This is a genomic window from Acinetobacter sp. LipI_23 (genome assembly GCF_058243045.1).
Genome location: NZ_JBZAYJ010000001.1, coordinates 382,048 through 398,887 on the forward strand (window position 1 = coordinate 382,048; position 16,840 = coordinate 398,887).

A 16,840-nucleotide genomic window follows, 5' to 3' on the forward strand; every position below is an offset into this window, starting at 1 on the left:
CTTTATGCACTCATAATTTAAAAATGGAGATGGAATTACGTTTTTAAAGGTGACGGAGCTAATTAAAAAGTAAAGTTATGTAAAGAGATAAAAGCTGGGGTTTTGATCAGGACTAAAATGTGCTCTATTTGGCGTTGAGCCAGTGGCTTAAAGTCAGCAAGTCATTTGAATCCGAGAAAACACCAGGGGTCAGGATGGAATATTCGTGATGGTTATGGAGATTAATCACGTGCAGAAAGTGAGTGTGGAATGAAGTTGAAACGAAAGCATCAGGGTTTGATTGGCGCATTACTGCAAGGAGCGGTGGCGCTAATTGGTGTATCGTTAGCTGGCTGTGATGGTGGGCTGTCGGAGGCGTCACAACAACATGAAAATAGCACGGTAGAGGATGCGGATGTTTCGTCTGAGTCGGGGAAGAAGCTGACTGAGGTGGCAGGGCGGGCAACCATGCAAGATGATTCTGAGTATGCACCTCGCACGCTTGATATTGGTGAACAGCAGTTTATTGGGCGTTATCGCACACAAATTCAATGTGATGGTTTTTTTTTCCCTTGTGAAACGGGGAAGGCTGATTTTATTCTCAATTTTTTACCTGATGGTACGGTGCATCGCAGCATTGTTCGCTTAGGTAAGGTCTTTTCGGAAAAACAACGCCCTGGCTTGTCAAACTTAAGTTATCGCCGTGATACGTGGACCATGAATAAAGAGCGAACAGAGCTGATTGTGCATCGTAAAGAGGGGATTAATTTTTATTATCGCGTGGTAGATTCGCAAACGCTGCAAATGGATTTAGATAAAAGTAATAATCTAGATACCACTAACCAAAAATTGTATGCGCGAGGTTTTCCGAAGTTAGAGCGTGCGTATACATTAAAGCGTGAGCCTAATTCATAGTTAAAATGGAATTGGGTAAAGCAATAAAATACGACTGAAGAATAAAAATAGTGAAGAAATGAACAGCGTGCGAATTTTATGAATTAAATAGCATTTCGCTAAATAAATGTCATATCAATACAATTAAAGAGGATTTAAATAAATGGTGGGTCGTCCGCGATTCGAACGCGGGACCAACGGATTAAAAGTCCGCTGCTCTACCAGCTGAGCTAACGACCCTGAGCAAGGTGTGCGAAAGAGTATTCGCTGAAAGTTTAAAAAAGAAATTTTTAAAGCATTCGAACCTGAGCAGGTTTGTAAAATTAGATTTTACAAGAAAGATGGTGGGTCGTCCGCGATTCGAACGCGGGACCAACGGATTAAAAGTCCGCTGCTCTACCAGCTGAGCTAACGACCCATCAAGGGTATCAAAGGAATGGTGGGTCGTCCGCGATTCGAACGCGGGACCAACGGATTAAAAGTCCGCTGCTCTACCAGCTGAGCTAACGACCCATATCATTTGATGGAGCGTATTGTAGCAAGATATGCATCGAGCGCAAGTAAAAAATCGCAAACTTGTTGATGTTTGATTATAAATACAACAAATTTGCGATTAGGTAGCTAAAAAACAAGCAATTCAAGTTTAGAAGCGATATTGATAGGCTTGAATGTTATCAAAGACTTGTTGCGTTAAATCTGCATAGGCACTGCTGTTGGGTAACAGGACCAGCAAGCGTTCATCCGTTTTTTTCGGGTCAAAGGCTTGTTCTTTGAGCTTGTTCTTTTGGTATTTAAACGTTCCCGTCGTTTCAACTTGCTTTTGTACGCGTAAGAAAACGGGTACAGCATAGGCAGGCAGACATTTTTTAAAGCTCACGAGCATTTGAGCTAAATCCTGCTCATTCAGTTCAGCGCCATCTGCCAGTGTAATCGCAGCCATTCCCGCACGACCATTGGTGTTTGGAATTTCAACACCATACACTACAGCTTCGGTGATTTTGTCATATTCACTAACCATGTTTTCAACTTCAGTCGTGGACACATTTTCGCCTTTCCAGCGGAAGGTATCGCCTAAGCGGTCGACGAATTGGGCATGACGAAAGCCAATGTCGCGGACTAGGTCCCCTGTGTTGAAATAAGCATCGCCGGACTTGAAGACATCTTTAAGAATCACTGATTTATTTTTTTCAGGGTCGGTATAGCCATCAAAAGGGGAGCGGCGGGTAATTTTACCAATCAATAAACCAACTTCGCCTTTTTTGACCTTGATACAGCCACCTTTGGCATCATAAACAGGCGCATTTTTTTCTTTATCAAACTGGATAATGGCATAAGGCGTAGGTGAAAAGCCGACAGTGTTGTCAAAGTTAAATACATTGCTAAAACCGACATTGCCTTCACTCGATGCATAAAGCTCTAAAATTTCTTCAATACCAAACCGCTGTTTGAATTTGTCCCAAATATTCGGACGCATGCCATTGCCGATCATTTTGGTGACACGGTGCCCTTTTTCTAACGCTGAAGGTGCTGCATCAATGAGGTAGCGACATAACTCACCGACATAGCCAATGGCCGAGGCATCGAACTTTTGCACATCTTTCCAAAATGCAGAAGTGGAGTATTTACGGCGCAAAGCCAAGGTGCCCGCACCCGCAATCACGCCACACCAACACACCACAATACCTGTTGCATGGTACAGCGGCAAGGTGACATACATCACATCGTCTTTGCCGAGGTTGAGTACGTGCCCGTAGGTTCCATAAGCCAATGTCCAGCGGCTATGCGTGAAAATAACGGCTTTAGGTAGACCGGTTGTGCCTGAGGTATAAATATAAAACAAGCCATCTTTACCCAGCACACTGTGTGTGGTTGGTGTATTGAATTTGGCAAAGGCATCAATTTTTTCAGCAAGATTACTAAAACCTTGTGGTGCAAGGCCTGCATCTTTTTGGGTTTCTTGGTCAGCAAACCAATAGAAACGATCCGCAGAGAGATTTAAATCATGACGGATTTCATCAACTGCGGCACGGCATTCTTCACCCACGATGACTGCAATGGGTTTGACCAGATTAATACTATGCGCCAGCACTTTACCGACTTGAGAGGTGTTGACTAAAGCCGCAGTAACGCCAATTTTGGCAAGTGCAATCACGGTTGCAACCAATTCAGGACGGTTTTCAATCATCACTGTGATGACATCACCCTTTTTTGCCCCGATGGATAAAAAATAATGCCCGATTTGGTTTGCCCATTCGTTGAGGGCTTGGTAGCTAAATTTTTGATCTTCAAAAAGCAAGGCCATACCGTGAGGGTTGCGCTTCACTGCTTTTTCAAAAGTAATCCCGAGGCCTGCTGGGGTGTTTGGGGTACGTAAATATGCTTGCTTTAATCCACTGAGTAAGTTGGGAACTTTACTGATGAATTGAGGAAGTTTTGCTGCAACGTCAGTAATACCAATGAGGTCATGTGATGGGTGTTGGCTCATATGAATCCTAATTATTTTATGCAATCCAATGCGTTTGAATAGTGCTCAGTTTCTACACTTGTTCTTTTAATCGTTTCGGTCTAGTGCAATCAACCTAATCTGACGAAAATAACAAAAAAACCTAGCCACTGACATGACTAGGTTTTTAAAATTTACAACTCTAGGGCGAATTACGACTCAGTCGGGCTCGCTTTTTTCGGTGGACGACCACGTGGACGACGTGGGCGAACTGGCTTGTCCGAGTCTGATTTATCCGACTCGTCCACAGCTGTTTCCGCTACAGTTTCAGTCACTTCTACTTTTTCAGCTTGCTTTGATGCTCTAGGCGCTTTGGCTTGAACTGGAGCAACAACAACTTCCACTTCTTCAACCGCAGCTACATCAGCCGAGCTTTTCACTTCGCTGCTTTCAACGGCAACGGGCGTTTCACTTTCTGTTGCAAGAGCAGGTTCGCTTTCCTGTGGAGTTACAACGGGTGCAGCTTCTTCAGCAGCAGGAGTTTCTGCAACAACCGCTGTTTCAGGCGCTGACGATTCAGCAACAGGTGCTGTTTCGCGTGCTTGTTTAGCTTGTTCAGCAGCAAGTTTAGCTAGGCGACGACGTTCACGCGGGTCATTTGCAACACGTTGCTCAGACACAGGTGCAGGCGGTGTCAGGTCCAATACTGGAACTGGCTCTGCTTCAGGCTGCGCTTTTGTGATTTCAACATCACGGGTGACCGGTTTTTTCTCTGCTTCAACAGCAGGCGTTGTCACATTTTTGCTTAACGTTGCTGCATACTCTTCAGTAAATTTCTGAAGGGCACGGTTGAAGGTTGGAATTAAACCAAACTGCTCAATCAGCACTGAACAGTCTTCACCATAGACATGGCGAATCAAGCTGCTGATGGTGTACTGACCTAAAGTTGGCACCTGTGAAGGTGTGAGTTTAGGTGTTTCAGTTTGCTGTGTGTGTGCAGCGCGTTGTTGGCGACGGCGTTGGCGTGGGTCATTGCTGGCACGTTTTACGCTTTCACGTGGTTTTTGCTCTGCTTCTTGTTCAGCAGGTGCTGCTACAACTTCAGTTGCTTTCTCCTGTACCACTTTCTCAGCTTTTACTTCAACTTCTGCTTTCGCAACAGCCGCTTGCTGAGGCTTGGTTTCGGTTGCAGTGTGTGCAGGCGGAGTTAATGCCACGATTTCACTTTGTGCTTGATCGACATTGACCACATGGGCTGTTGTGATCATTTCTTGACGCGGTGCTTCAATCAACTCAACTTTAACTTGAGGTTCTTGAACCACAGCTGGCGCTGTTTCAGTCGCCTGCTCATTCAGTACACTTGGGTCGCGGTGGCGATTTGGGCGCTCTGGACGAGGTTGGTTACGGCGGTCACGACGTGGCATTGCATTTTGCTGTTCGTTTTGAACATCAGTGTTTTGCTGTTGCTCACCGTGTTGGCGACGTGATGAACGCTTGTTATCACGTGGTTCCTGACGTTGCTGTTCACTGCGCTCTGGACGGTCTTGGCGTTGTGGTTCATTGCGTTCAGGACGTTGTTCATAACGATCTTGGCGCTGTTGATCTTGACGAGAGACCTGCACAATTTCTTCATGAACTTGGTTGTTATGTTGCGCATTTTGCTCACGTGACTCTTTGTGCTTATTAGGGCGCTTTTTGTTGTGGCGTGTGCCGCGTTCTTCTTTCTCTACATGCTTATCTTCACGGTGTTCAGATTTTGCATGAACAGGTGCAGCGCTCATGTAGACATTGTTGCTTGGCGCGACAGGTGCCACAGCAGGCGTGCCAACTTGACCAAACTGACCACGGCTCACTGCACCACCATTTACCATTTGCTCAATGGCAGCAGCAGCATTATTTGCAGAGCGTGATTGATCGACAGTCGCGGCTTGTTTTTGTACAAACAAGTTTTCTAACCATGCACATGGGCTGCTTGAAGGTGCAGTCTGAGCAGGGGCTTGTTGCGCAACTTGTTGTTGTGGCGCGTTGTTACGAGGTTTTTTGTTGCCTTTTTCTTGTTGTACAGGCGCAGGAGCGGCATGTTGATGCACATGATCTGCACCATCTAAATGCCATTCTGATGACTCGTAACCCAACTCTTTTTCGCTTGAACGTGTTGCTTCTGTACGTTCATAGCTGGTTGGTGCGAAGCCTTCAGGGTTATACGAAATTTCGTAATGTGGGGTTTCTAAGTGTGGGTGCGGAAGCACAGTCACACGAACACCTGAGGTTTGTTCGAGGTAAACCAACGTGTGACGTTTTTCATTCAATAAGAATGCTGCAATTTCAACAGGAACCTGTACTTGAACTTCACCATGACGTTCACGCAGCGCAATTTCTTCTACTTTACGCATGATTGAAAGCGATAATGAACGCAAGTCACGAACCATACCTGTGCCATGACAGCGCGGGCAGACATAACCTGTTGCTTCTTCAAGTGAAGGGCGTAGACGTTGACGGCTCATTTCCATTAAGCCAAAACGAGACAATTGACCGAATTGGATGCGGGCACGGTCGCTTTGTGTTGCTTCGCGAAGTTTCGCCTCAACCATACGTTGGTTGCGGTCTTTGGTCATGTCGATAAAGTCGATCACGACCAAACCACCAATGTCACGTAAACGTAGTTGACGTGCAATTTCTTCTGCTGCTTCAAGGTTAGTATTGAGCGCTGTATCTTCAACGTCACTACCACGGGTTGATTTTGCAGAGTTAATGTCGATAGACACTAATGCTTCGGTTTGGTCAATAACGATTGAACCGCCTGAAGGAAGTTTAACTTCACGTTCATAAGCCGTTTGAATTTGGCTTTCGATACCAAAATGAGCAAATAACGGTTCATTTAGTGTATAAGTTTTTAGCTTGTCGATTTGACGAGGCATGACTGCTTTTACGAAGTTATAGGCTTCGTTATAGGCTTGCTCTGAATCAATTAAGATTTCAGCAACATCATCACGTAAATAATCACGAATCGCACGCGTCACCACGCCTGCTTCTTGGTGAACCAACATTGGTGACGGACCAGAACTTGCTGTGTTTTGGATTTGCGCCCAAAGATCCAGTAAGTGCTGTAGGTCGAGTTGTAATTCTTCTTGAGAACGGCCAATACCCGCAGTACGTACAATCACGCTCATGCCGCGAGGTACATTTAACGACGCCAACATTTCTTTCAATTCTTCACGTACTGAACCTGAAATTTGACGGCTAATACCACCACCTTTCGGGTTATTTGGCATGAGTACCAAATAGCGACCAGCTAAAGAAATGAAGGTAGAAAGGGCAGCGCCTTTGTTGCCACGTTCTTCTTTTTCAACTTGAACCAAAAGCTCTGTGCCTTCAGTAATCAATTCGCGAATGTTTGAAGTTTGGCGTGGGTCTGCTTGGTAATATGAATTTGCGATTTCGCGCATAGACAAGAAGCCTTGACGTCCCGCACCATATTCAACAAAGACGGCTTCTAAAGAAGGCTCAACGCGAGTCACGTGACCTTTATAGATATTGGATTTTTTTTGTTCACGGGTACGATTCTCTAAGTCAAAATCGTAAAGACGCTGCCCAGTGACAAGTGCAACGCGAATCTCTTCTGCATGTGTTGCATTAATCAACATACGTTTCATGGGTGTAACACCTAATAGTGATACACAGCAAACTATCGCTAAACACGTAGCGAACATCAAACATCACGGACCAATTTTACTCAGATCTCAAATAAACCAATTGTGGTCTGAGTTTTATTACCTGCCTTTTTGATCGGCTTCGGTTTTGATTCACATATTGATGATGGCAATACGGCTTCAATCTTTAAACGATTAAAGTCTCCTGCGCGTTTCACTGGCGGACAAGCGGTGCATTGGATGTAAGTAACTTTCACTGTCACATTTGCTCGAAGAGCAACCCTTCTTTTTGGATAGGGTGTCTTGATACGGAATTATCATCGTACCTTTACAACTGAACAGATCCATATGCATCAACGTTGTGGCCTGAATACGACATCAGGGAGCGACTAATCTGATGTATATCAGTTTACGTTTAAAAACCAACCTTCGTTGGTCACATATTTTTTTGGGCAAACTGATTTATGTGCAGATGCACAATTAAACCTAACAGTTTGCTGTTTTGCCGATATAATAAGCCTTCGGCGTCGGCATAATTCTTTTGGGACCGTTCCAAGCTGAGTTGAGTTATTTTCTTAACTATTCAATTTAAAATTGAAATGATTAAGCTTTTGACTCACTTATGGTGGTATCCGTGCGCTGACTATATCAAACCTTGTACCATCTGCCTATGGGCTAAGCTAGTCTTTCTTGTGTAAAGCATAGCCTAAGTGGTCATTTTTTATTCAAATTCCGTATTTTTTAGGTCGCAGTAACTGTATGAATTCTACCCAACAATGGCAAAACGTGACGTGGTTTGAAGTGGACGAGCATCAAGCAGGGCAACGGATTGATAACTTTTTATTTAGCCGTTTAAAAGGTGTGCCTAAAAGTCGTATTTATCGCCTGATTCGTGAAGGTCAGGTTCGCGTGAATAAAAAGCGTATAAAAGCAGAAACTAAGCTGTCTATTGGTGACCAAATTCGTGTGGCCCCGATTCGCTATGAACAAAAAGATGAAAATGCGGCGCCTGTTTCTGACAAAGTAGCACAGAGTTTACTCAGCCGTGTGGTGTATGAAGATGAAGGCTTGATGGTTGTCAATAAGCCATCGGGCATTGCCGTACATGGCGGAAGTGGCGTGGCTTATGGTCTGATTGAAGGCTTACGTGCGGCAACAGGTAAAAAATACTTAGAACTGATTCATCGTATTGACCGTGATACCTCAGGTTTGGTGATGATTTCTAAAAAACGTAGTGTGTTAAAAAGTTTGCAAGACATGTTGCGTGAACACAAAATTAAGAAAACTTACGCCGCTGTTGTCAAAGGTGTGGTGAGTTTAGACAAGCAGTTAATTGATGCACCTTTGCACCGTTATGAACTGGCCAATGGTGAACGTCGTGTGCGTGTGTCGAGTGAAGGTAAAGAGTCTAAAACACAGTGGAATGTGGCTGAGCGCTTTATGCATGCAACCTTAGTTTATGCATCGCCACTTTCAGGGCGTACCCATCAAATTCGTGTACATGGTTTAAGCATCGGTCATCCATTGGTAGGTGATGATAAGTATGGTCATGAAACAGAATATAAAGGGCCGAAGCCACGTCGTTTATGTCTACATGCAATGCGTTTAGACATCCCAGGTTATGCACCGATTGAAGAGCCTTTGCCTGAAGATATGCAGAGTATTGTGGCGCAGCTAAGAGCACAGAAGAAGGACTAAGTCTTTTCCCTTTCATTTTAGGAGAAGTGATAAAGCCATGACTTTTGTTGGTTGTGATTAATTTAAAATGATGCTGTATTGGTCATCTTTATTTTTAAAGATGCAAAGTAACAAAAATCTTTTGTTGAGCTGATGGAACATCCCGAACGTGCTTTAAGCACTGCTCTAAAGCGAAGTGCAAGTCAGCTCAACGGCGTCATCCTTGTCGCCATTGTGTAGCAAATGCATCGTGTAAATTGACTTTATAAAAGTAAATATTGGAACCCCAGCATGAACAAACCTGTAGAACTGATTATCTTCGATTGGGATGGAACTTTATTTGATTCAGTGGGGCAGATTGTGGCGAGTTTATTGTTTGCCGCGCAGCAATTTGCACAGCCTTTAACTGCTGATGAAGCAAAAAGTATTATTGGTTTAGGTTTGCCAGAGGTCGCGCAGCGATTATTTCCTCAAGTGCCTGAGCTACATACAGAGATTCTGCAATGCTATGCAGAACATTATGTGGCGAACTCGAAAGGTGATGTTTGGTTCGACGGCGTAGCCGATATGTTGAATGGCTTACGTGAAGCGGGTTTACAGTTGGCGGTGGCGACAGGTAAAAGTCGTAAAGGCTTAGATCGAGTATTGGCACAAACGCAGAGCCAAGCACTATTTGTGACAACGCGTGCTGCAAGTGAGACCAAATCTAAACCGCATCCTTTAATGTTGGAAGAAATTTTAACTGAAACGGGCGTGTCTGCTGAACGCGCGATTATGGTCGGTGATACCAGTTATGACCTAGAAATGGCGCGTAATATTGCCATGCCGCGAATCGGGGTAAGTTATGGGGTGCATACACCTGAAACGCTCAGACAATATCAACCTTTGGCTATCGCGGATGATGTGCCGAGCTTGCAGCAGCATTTATTACAATATGTTGACCTTAAACAAGTGATTTAACTTGAGTGATCTAACATATAGTCTGTGGAAGATGGTCAGAGTGAACCTGCCTGTTTTGGGTCGATCATCTTTAAAGCTTTTGTCTTTAGTATGTTTTAAGGCGAATGAACGGTTCATTGAATTTTTAGATTTGTAATTTGAAAAAGCTCTTTGATGGGGCTTTTTTTGTGCCGTTTTTGTCGAAAGGACTTCAATCATCGTCTTTATATTGGATATTTGTCATTTGCGAGGATGACCAAAAAATGAAAAAATAAAACGTTTAAAGCGTGATAAAACCCGCCGCGACATTGATGCTAATGGCGAGAATAGAGGTGTTAAAACCATAAGCTAAAATAATGTGCAGAATATTGAGAATACGCATCGAACGCGAAGTAATAGAAACATCCGCGGTTTGCGCAGAAGTGCCAATCACATAACTAAAATATAAAAAGTCGGGATAGGTCGGTTGAGCCGTTTTGGGAAAGTCTAAGCCTGCATCTTGTTGGTCTGCGAGAGCCAGATAATAGTCATGTGCATAATGAATGGCAAACACGGTATGCATAAAGAACCATGCACTAATAATGGTGAGTAAGGACAGAGCCAAATGCCCATATTTGATGGTTGGGTCATTCGGAAGATGAGTCAATTCCAATACAATCGCAATTAAGCACATGAGCAAAGTCATGATCACCAACAGTAGAATGATCCATTTACTGGCATCTTGCTGTTGTGCATGTTGCAGAATGTGCCGATGGTCAACAGACCACAGGGTGGTCATAGTTTTCACTAAATAACTTGAGACGGCAATATTCCAACTGATCAATAAATTGGTCGACCAAGACCAGTCGGTAAATGTATTCAGCAGCGTATAAAAAACAGCAGTTAGCAAAAAACTAATGAAAAAGAAGGGGCGAAATTTCATTGCTGTTTTTAAACGCTGCAAAGTGGGCATCGGCATAATTTTCTCCTTCTTCATTTTATTTTTTTTCGTGCAGCTAAAGTTGTATTTTCTACCTCAGCATCAGTTTGTATTTGGACTTCAGTTGTAGGGAACCTGACAAAAGCCTGTTTTTCTTAGCCTATCCTAGCTTAAAAAGAATGCAAAATGAAAAAGCGAGATGTCATCGACATCGCTTAAAAATAAAAGGGTAAAAATACGCTTGTCTTACAGCGTACAGTTCCATGAGAAAGGTGCGTAACTATTTATTTTATTCAGAAAATAGTGGCGCGCCGAATGAGATGAATAATTAGGACTCACTGCGGAGTTATTCGCGGTTAATATCCAAATAAAATACCCGAGTCAGTAATTCTAAAAATTTAGTCACTACCAATGAGCTGTTATTTTTACGATAGTTCACATACAGATCCAAATACGGCAGTTCAACCTCAAGTGGACGAATTACCGTGTTGTTCATGCTAAGTGGCGCAACATAACCGGGTAAAATTGTACAGCCGAGCCCTAAGCCAATCGCGTTGATATTGAATAGAATGTTGTCGGCTTTTTGCACAATATTGAATTCGATATTGTGCACTTTGGCAAATTCCAAAATGGTCTGGTGCAAAGTCTGGGACTGCTCGGCTACGGGAATAATAAAATCAATGCCATTTAACGCTTTAACAGGAATTCGCTCGTATTGGGCCAAAGGATGGTCTTTCGGCAACAGGAAAATGAGTGGTTCACGCAGTACAAACTGGCTTTCGATTTCATCACTATGAACATTATTTCGTGTAAAGCTAATGTCCAATTCACCTTTTTTCAGCAAACGCAGTTGCTCAGTATTGTTCATACTGAACAACTCAATTTTTAATTCTGGGTTTTGTACTCTTAAATTGGGCAGCACATAAGGAAAGATTTTCATTTCCGCAACAGGGACAAAACCAATGCGGAGCATCTGCTGTTTGGCCTGTGACACTTGGCGTGCCATAGCGACCGCTTTGTCTGCCTGAGCCAAGGTAAGACGTGCTTGTTCAAGGAAAACAGCGCCTTCTTCCGTGAGTTCAACTTTTCGCTTGGTTCGATACAATAACTGCACACCGACATCTTCTTCAAGGTCTTTGATTTGCTGACTTAAAGAGGGTTGAGCGGTATAAAGTTTCAGTGCTGCTTTACTAAAGTTCAGTTCTTCAGCAACAGTAATGAAATAGCGAAGGTGTCTAAGTTCCATATAAATAACCCACTGACTAATCCAAAAAATGTCTTACCATGACTGCGGTAAAGTATAATCGATAAACAATGATGCCGTGAAGATGATTCCATTATTTAGAAAATAAATGATCTTGGATTGAGTCTTAAGACTTTTCTATACGAAATCACTTTTTTAATAATTGCTAAAAGGTATTAATTAAGTACTAAAAATAGTTCATACCAATCACTTGAAAATCGGGTGAGGTGAACTACATAAAAATACAATTGCGTTTTGCTGAAATTGGATATGATAAAAACATAAATATAATTTAATTGAACATATGGGCTAAAAATCGATATGGCAGATTCAAATAAACTGGTGGTCTATGCCGCGCTGTTGGGTAATTTAGCCATTGCGCTGGTAAAGTTTATTGCGGCTTATCTGACCAATAGCTCGGCCATGTTGAGTGAAGCCATTCACTCTGTTGTGGATACCTTAAACGAAATTTTATTGTTATATGGACTGAAGAAGTCGAATAAACCTGCCAATTTTAATCATCCTTTTGGCTACGGACGAGAGCTGTATTTCTGGGCCTTCATTGTGTCCCTTATGGTCTTTGCTTTAGGGGCATTGGTGTCTATGTACAATGGGATCATGCACATTTTGCACCCTGAACCCATTTTAAATCCGACCATCAATTATGTTGTGCTTGGCTTTGCATTTGTAAGTGAAGGTATTTCATGGTGTGTTGCTCTGAAAGTGTTTCGTAAAGCGAAAGGTCAGCAGGGTTATTTCGAAGCTTTTCGACGCAGTAAAGACCCAACCACGTTTACCGTTCTGTTTGAAGATTCCGCTGCGTTAATTGGTTTGTTGATTGCCTTTCTGGGTATTTATTTGGCGCATCGTTTAAATATGCCTGCACTGGATGGCGTGGCGTCCATTCTGATTGGGCTGGTTCTGGCGGTATCTGCTTTTCTACTGGCACGAGAAACCAAAGGTTTATTGCTTGGTGAAACCGCAGACCTGCATGTACGGCAAAATATCTTAAAAATTGCCCAAGAGGATGAAGGCGTGCTGTCGGCCAACGGCTTACTGACCGAGCAAATGGGCGCCAAACAGGTTTTGGCCTCGTTGAGTGTGGAGTTTGAAGATCACCTGACTACCGATGAGATAGAAGCATGTGTCAATCGAATTGAAGCAAAAATTAAACAAAAACATCCTGAAATTGTGGCACTCTTTGTGAAGCCGCAATCAAAAAAAGTGTGGTTAGAGCGAATGCAAGGACGCTTGGAATAGGTTAAGGTAGAGGTCAGTTTTCAAAACTGGTCCTGTTACTGGTGTATTGCAATAAAGATAACGACGTTAAATGAAGCCAAAATCAACTGAACTCCATTATCAAATTCCGACTGAAAATACCATGTCCCATACATGGCGACAGCCCGAATTTCAGTTTCTACACTCCGACCATTATAACGGGACTCGCTTTGTCAATTCGGTTCGTCGACCTGAGGGCCGTAGCCGAGGCGACTTGCTGAAATGGTTGATTAAGCGTAAATCTTCGACATGGAATGTAGATTTGGCGCAAGAGTATGCGCACTTTCATGCCGATAAAAAAAGCTTGCCGCAAGATCGGCCCCATGCCGATTTAAAGGATTGGCAGGTGTGGTTTGTGGGTCATGCCACGGTATTACTTCAAATTGGGCCCTATAACTTATTGACCGATCCTGTGTGGGCGGAACATGTCAGTCCGAAGCAAGGGCGGGGACCTCGCCGTGTTATGCCTGCTGGCATTGCCTTGGAAGATTTACCGACCATCCATGCAGTGCTTTTGAGCCACAACCACTATGACCATATGGATATTGCCAGTCTGAACTGGTTGTATGAGCGTTTCGCCATGCCCATTTACACAGGTTTGGGCAATGGATGGTATTTACCCAAGCACTTACAAGTATTGGAAATGGATTGGTGGCAGTCGGCGCGTCTGCATGATTTAAAACTGGTCTATACCCCAGCACAGCATGGTTCTGGCCGTGGGCTGCGTGATCAAAACCGTGCGTTATGGGGCGGATTTAGTATTCACTGTAGCGCTGACTATGCTTATTTTGCGGGGGATACGGGTTATTCAACGCACTTTAAAGAGCTGCATCAGCGTTTTGGCGCACCGCGAATTGCATTACTACCCATCGGGGCGTATGAACCGCGTGAGCTGATGCGCTATATGCATATGAATCCGCAAGATGCTTTTCAAGCACACAAAGACCTGCATGCCAAATGCTCGATGGCCATTCACTATCGTACCTTTCAGCTGACCAATGAAAGTCGTGAACAACCCGAAATTGACTTAAAAGTGGCGATGAAAAATAGCTCAAAGCTGATGAATCCGTTTGTCTGTTTAAGAGAAGGTCGACGTTTAACTGTGTAATGAATGCTTTATATAAAGATTAGGTGATGGCTGGGACAAAAACAGTCATCACCGAGACCATAACAACATCACAAAATATCTTTCAAATAAAATCTAAAAAGCGAAAGTATGCCTCTTTTTCTATTTAATTTTTGCTCAATCTGAGCCGCGCACATTGCTGGTAAGGTTTGTCTGAGTTTTGATCGATAAACTCAATTGAAAATGTCCATCAAACTCGTATAAAAATGCTTTCTTTTTGCTGTGTTTTCCTCGGGTCTTATCTTGTTGAAAAATTAAAATTCTTTTTTTTCTTAAATATTTACATGGAAGAATCCGATTATTTTTATTCGTAAAACTCGCTTTCGATTGTCATCAAAAGAGGCTATGTTAGAACAGTAATAATTACTTTAAACGGTTCATGATAATCATAATTTGATGATCAAATTTGGAGCTCGACATGACACAGAATATGCAAGCATCAGGCTGTCCATTTCACCAGAAAGATGGTGGACAAACGAGTTTAGCCAGCACCAATAATTCTGATTGGTGGCCGAATGCGCTCAATCTCGACATCCTGTCGCAACACGATAAAAAAACCAACCCGATGGACCCTGATTTTGACTATGCAGCCGCATTCAAATCATTGGATTTAGAAGCGGTGAAACAAGATCTCCGTGAACTCATCAACAGCAGCCAAGAATGGTGGCCATCTGACTATGGCAGTTACATTGGGATGTTTGTACGTACCGCATGGCACTTGGCGGGTTCCTACCGTAAACAAGATGGCCGTGGCGGTGCCAACACAGGGAACCAACGTTTTGCACCTCTCAACAGCTGGCCTGATAACGTCAACACCGATAAAGGCCGTCGCCTACTTTGACCAATCAAACGTAAATATGGTAACAAAATTTCATGGGGCGATTTAATCGTTCTTGCAGGGACCGTGGCTTATGAAGAAGCAGGTCTGAAAACCTTTGGCTTTGGTGGTGGTCGTCTAGATATTTGGGCACCCGAAAAAGACATTTACTGGGGTGAAGAGCGTCAATGGCTGGCACCAACGGCAAACCGTTATGCCAATGACCAAGACCGTAAATCGCTTGAAAATCCATTAGCTGCGGTACAAATGGGATTAATCTACGTCAATCCAGAAGGGGTTGATGGCGTCCAAGATCCACTTCGTACTGCACAAGACATGCGTGTCACTTTTGACCGTATGGGAATGGATGATGAAGAAACTGTAGCACTCACTGCGGGTGGTCACACCGTAGGTAAAGCGCACGGAAATGGTAAAGCTCAAAACTTAGGGGCAGATGTCGAAAGCGCTGATGTGGAGTTTCAAGGTCTCGGTTGGCATAACTCTGAAGGTACAGGCAATGGCGCGAACACCATGGTCAGTGGTTTAGAAGGGGCTTGGACCACACACCCGACCAAATGGGATAACGAATTTTTCTATCTGCTGTTCACTTATGAATGGGAAAAAACTACTAGTCCTACGGGTGCGAAACAATGGGAACCGATTAACATCAAAGAGGAAGACAAACCTGTTGATGCACATAACCCCAATGTCCGTCGTAATCCAATGATGACTGATGCCGATATGGCACTCAAAATGGACCCTGAATACCGCAAAATTTCAGAGCGTTTTTATGCAGATCCAGCTTATTTATCTGAAGTGTTTGCACGTGCTTGGTACAAGCTGACTCACCGTGACATGGGACCAAAATCCCGCTACTTAGGTGCAGATGTGCCGAATGATGATCTAATTTGGCAAGATCCAATTCCATCGGTCGATTACGTTTTGTCTGAAGCTGAAATTGAAGAGTTAAAAGCGAAGTTGCTGAATAGTGGTTTAACTTCGGTTGAATTGATTAATACCGCTTGGGACAGTGCGCGGACTTTCCGTGGTTCAGACTACCGTGGTGGCGCCAATGGGGCGCGTATCCGTCTTGCGCCACAAAAAGACTGGGTGGGCAATGAGCCTGAGCGTTTAGCCAAAGTTTTGGCGAAGCTTGAAGAAATTCAGGCGGGCCTTGCGAAAAAAGTCAGTATTGCGGATTTGATTGTACTGGGCGGTACGGCAGCGGTTGAAAAAGCGGCGCATGCTGCGGGTGTGAATATCAAAGTTCCGTTCCTTGCAGGACGAGGTGATGCGACTCAAGAGCAAACCGAGGTGTATTCTTTTGAAGATTTACTCCCTAAGCATGATGGTTTCCGTAACTGGGTCAAAGAAGATTACAGTGTACAACCTGAAGAAATGTTGTTAGACCGCGCACAATTACTCGGTTTGACTGCGCCTGAAATGACGGTTCTCGTCGGTGGTATGCGTGTGCTTGGTACTAACTATGCAGGTACAGCAGAAGGCGTGTTGACGGCTCGCGTAGGGGTATTGAGCAATGACTTCTTTGTGAACTTAACGGATATGAAATATAACTGGAAACCCGTGGGTAAAAACCGTTATGAAATTGTAGACCGTGCGACAGGGGCAACCCAATGGACGGCGACACGTGCCGACTTAGTTTTTGGTTCAAACTCGATTTTACGTTCATATGCAGAAGTTTATGCGCAAGATGACAACAAAGAGAAATTTGTAAAAGACTTTGTTGCTGCTTGGGTAAAAGTAATGAATGCAGACCGTTTTGACGTGAAGTAGTTTAATTGAAATAAAAAACCGTCCTTAAGGACGGTTTTTTATTTCAATATATTGATATTATTAAATTTTGTATTATTTTTG

9 protein-coding genes, 3 tRNA genes and 1 pseudogene are annotated in these 16,840 nt (G+C 43.5%); 6 read left to right on the top strand and 7 right to left on the bottom strand.

Annotation, left to right across the window (positions count from 1 at the left end):
- The first annotated feature begins 249 nt into the window (after window positions 1-249).
- Window positions 250-894 carry a hypothetical protein gene (locus tag AC4CVD_RS01885; RefSeq protein ID WP_490751884.1) on the top strand — a complete coding sequence of 215 codons (645 nt, stop codon included), beginning with the start codon at window positions 250-252 and terminating at the stop codon, window positions 892-894.
- Window positions 895-1,037: 143 nt separating this feature from the next.
- Here the strand turns inward: AC4CVD_RS01885 and AC4CVD_RS01890 are convergent.
- From AC4CVD_RS01890 to AC4CVD_RS01910, 5 genes are all read right to left on the bottom strand, one after another.
- Window positions 1,038-1,113 (bottom strand) — tRNA-Lys (locus tag AC4CVD_RS01890).
- A 102-nt stretch (window positions 1,114-1,215) separates the two neighbouring features.
- Window positions 1,216-1,291, bottom strand: a tRNA-Lys gene (locus AC4CVD_RS01895).
- A 19-nt stretch (window positions 1,292-1,310) separates the two neighbouring features.
- A tRNA-Lys gene (locus AC4CVD_RS01900) sits at window positions 1,311-1,386 on the bottom strand.
- Between the two features lie 130 nt (window positions 1,387-1,516).
- A complete protein-coding gene (locus tag AC4CVD_RS01905; protein ID WP_490751886.1) occupies window positions 1,517-3,358 on the bottom strand; it encodes a long-chain-acyl-CoA synthetase in 1,842 nt (613 codons plus the stop codon).
- 170 nt (window positions 3,359-3,528) lie between these two features.
- A complete protein-coding gene (locus AC4CVD_RS01910; protein ID WP_490751888.1) occupies window positions 3,529-6,969 on the bottom strand; it encodes an Rne/Rng family ribonuclease in 3,441 nt (1,146 codons plus the stop codon).
- A gap of 756 nt (window positions 6,970-7,725) precedes the next feature.
- Here AC4CVD_RS01910 and AC4CVD_RS01915 point away from each other — a divergent pair.
- The gene (locus AC4CVD_RS01915; RefSeq protein ID WP_490751890.1) at window positions 7,726-8,664 is read left to right on the top strand and encodes an RluA family pseudouridine synthase; all 939 of its coding nucleotides are present in this window, start codon (window positions 7,726-7,728) and stop codon (window positions 8,662-8,664) included.
- 270 nt (window positions 8,665-8,934) lie between these two features.
- A complete protein-coding gene (locus AC4CVD_RS01920; protein ID WP_336956475.1) occupies window positions 8,935-9,603 on the top strand; it encodes an HAD-IA family hydrolase in 669 nt (222 codons plus the stop codon).
- A 259-nt stretch (window positions 9,604-9,862) separates the two neighbouring features.
- On the opposite strand, the gene AC4CVD_RS01925 is transcribed toward AC4CVD_RS01920, so the two are convergent.
- Both AC4CVD_RS01925 and hcaR read right to left on the bottom strand, forming a co-directional pair.
- A complete protein-coding gene (locus AC4CVD_RS01925) occupies window positions 9,863-10,540 on the bottom strand; it encodes a DUF1345 domain-containing protein (protein WP_114392485.1) in 678 nt (225 codons plus the stop codon).
- A gap of 307 nt (window positions 10,541-10,847) precedes the next feature.
- Entirely contained in the window at window positions 10,848-11,747 is a 900-nt protein-coding gene (gene hcaR / locus AC4CVD_RS01930) for a DNA-binding transcriptional regulator HcaR (RefSeq protein WP_490751893.1), read from the bottom strand.
- Window positions 11,748-12,065: 318 nt separating this feature from the next.
- Here hcaR and AC4CVD_RS01935 point away from each other — a divergent pair, with 318 nt between their 5' ends.
- The 3 genes and pseudogenes from AC4CVD_RS01935 (at window position 12,066) to katG (ending at window position 16,759) form a co-directional block, all read left to right on the top strand.
- On the top strand, window positions 12,066-13,004 hold the full coding sequence (locus AC4CVD_RS01935; RefSeq protein WP_078425251.1) for a cation diffusion facilitator family transporter: 939 nt from the start codon (window positions 12,066-12,068) through the stop codon (window positions 13,002-13,004).
- A gap of 70 nt (window positions 13,005-13,074) precedes the next feature.
- Complete coding sequence (locus tag AC4CVD_RS01940) at window positions 13,075-14,130, top strand: MBL fold metallo-hydrolase (RefSeq protein ID WP_490751895.1); 1,056 nt, start codon at window positions 13,075-13,077, stop codon at window positions 14,128-14,130.
- Window positions 14,131-14,566: 436 nt separating this feature from the next.
- Window positions 14,567-16,759 (top strand): annotated as a pseudogene (gene katG, locus AC4CVD_RS01945) (catalase/peroxidase HPI).
- Window positions 16,760-16,840 lie beyond the last annotated feature (81 nt).

Excerpts from the sequence above, each read along its gene's own strand:
- AC4CVD_RS01940 (WP_490751895.1), top strand. The coding sequence starts at position 13,075 with ATGAAGCCAAAATCAACTGAACTCCATTATCAAATTCCGACTGAAAAT.
- hcaR (WP_490751893.1), bottom strand. The coding sequence starts at position 11,747 with ATGGAACTTAGACACCTTCGCTATTTCATTACTGTTGCTGAAGAACTG.
- AC4CVD_RS01935 (WP_078425251.1), top strand. The coding sequence starts at position 12,066 with ATGGCAGATTCAAATAAACTGGTGGTCTATGCCGCGCTGTTGGGTAAT.
- AC4CVD_RS01925 (WP_114392485.1), bottom strand. The coding sequence starts at position 10,540 with ATGCCGATGCCCACTTTGCAGCGTTTAAAAACAGCAATGAAATTTCGC.
- AC4CVD_RS01885 (WP_490751884.1), top strand. The coding sequence starts at position 250 with ATGAAGTTGAAACGAAAGCATCAGGGTTTGATTGGCGCATTACTGCAA.
- AC4CVD_RS01910 (WP_490751888.1), bottom strand. The coding sequence starts at position 6,969 with ATGAAACGTATGTTGATTAATGCAACACATGCAGAAGAGATTCGCGTT.
- AC4CVD_RS01920 (WP_336956475.1), top strand. The coding sequence starts at position 8,935 with ATGAACAAACCTGTAGAACTGATTATCTTCGATTGGGATGGAACTTTA.
- AC4CVD_RS01915 (WP_490751890.1), top strand. The coding sequence starts at position 7,726 with ATGAATTCTACCCAACAATGGCAAAACGTGACGTGGTTTGAAGTGGAC.
- AC4CVD_RS01905 (WP_490751886.1), bottom strand. The coding sequence starts at position 3,358 with ATGAGCCAACACCCATCACATGACCTCATTGGTATTACTGACGTTGCA.